This is a genomic window from Streptomyces alkaliphilus, from assembly GCF_014141535.1.
GTDB classification, from domain to species: domain Bacteria; phylum Actinomycetota; class Actinomycetes; order Streptomycetales; family Streptomycetaceae; genus Streptomyces; species Streptomyces alkaliphilus.
The window spans coordinates 1-1200 of record NZ_VKHT01001269.1; the positions used below are offsets into that span (position 1 = coordinate 1).

The 1200-nt window shown below is 73.9% G+C and carries 1 protein-coding gene; it reads left to right on the forward strand.

Annotation, left to right across the window (positions count from 1 at the left end):
• A partial coding sequence (locus FNQ90_RS28265) for a condensation domain-containing protein (RefSeq protein ID WP_267133108.1) occupies positions 1-1064 on the forward strand: 1064 nt, incomplete at its 5' end.
• Positions 1065-1200: the final 136 nt, after the last annotated feature.

Here is a 1200-nt window from a genome sequence, read left to right on the forward strand (position 1 = left end):
CTCCCGCCCTTCCCCTGGTCGCCGACCCGGCCGAGGTCGCCCCGACGCTGATGGGAACCCGGCAGGCCACGCTCGACCCGGTCCGCTGGGACGCCCTGCGCGAGCACTGCGCGGCGCACGGGGTCACGCCCTCCGCCGCGATGTTCGCCGCGTTCGGGGTCGCGATCTCCCGGGCCTGCGGACACCGACGATTCCTGCTGAACACCCTGCAGCTGAACCGGCTGCCGCTGCACCCCGACGTGCCGCGTCTGGTGGGGGCCTTCTCCTCCACGACGCTCGTGCCGGTGGATCTCCCGGCCGCCCCGACCTTCGCCGAACTGGCGAGGATCGCGCAGCGGGACATGGGCGAGGCCATGGCCCACAACCTGGTGACCGGGGTCGAGGTGTCCCGTGAGCTGGGGCGGCGGCGGGGCACCCGACGACCGGTGGCGCCCGTGGTGTTCCAGTCCACGCTCGGGGTGGACGCGGCCATCGGAAGCGAGGTCCCCGGGGAGGCCGGACCCCTGGGGATCATCGATCTCGCCAGTCACCACCAGCAGTTGCGCACCCCGCAGGTCGCCCTGGAGCTGCGCCTGTTCGAACTGCGCGGAGAACTGGTCATCGTCTTCTCTCTGGTGGAGGAGCTGTTCGACGCCAAGGACGTGGACGCCCTCTTCGCGGAGGTGACCGACCTGGTCGAGTCCCTGGTGACCGGGGACGGATGGACGGCGGAGGTTCTTCTGCCGGAGGTGGTGGAGGCGCCGCGGGAGGAGGCGTCGGGCGCGCCCTCCCGCCTTTCGGTTCCGGCCCCGGTCACGACGGCGGGGGACGGGGCGGAGACCCCGGGCGCTCCGCGGGGCGTCCTGGAGGAGGAGGTGGCCGTCCGCTGGAGCGAGTTGCTGGAGCGACCGGTGACGGACCGGACCGCCGACTTCTTCGCGCTGGGAGGTGACTCACTGCTGGCCGTGCGCATGCTCGCGGCGCTGGCGCGGGACGGAAGGGGCCGGGTGACGCCCCGACGCTTCCTGGAGCGGCCCACCCCCGCCGGGTTGGCCCGGGCGTTGGCGGAGCCGGCGGGCGACTGAGCCCGAGCGGTGTACCACCGCGCGCCCACCCGGCAGCGCTCCCCGCTGGCCGAACGGTTGGGCGCCGAACTGCTGCCCGACGGTCTGGTGCGGGTGGACGAGTTCCAGCGCACCTCCGTGCCGGGGCTCTTCGCGG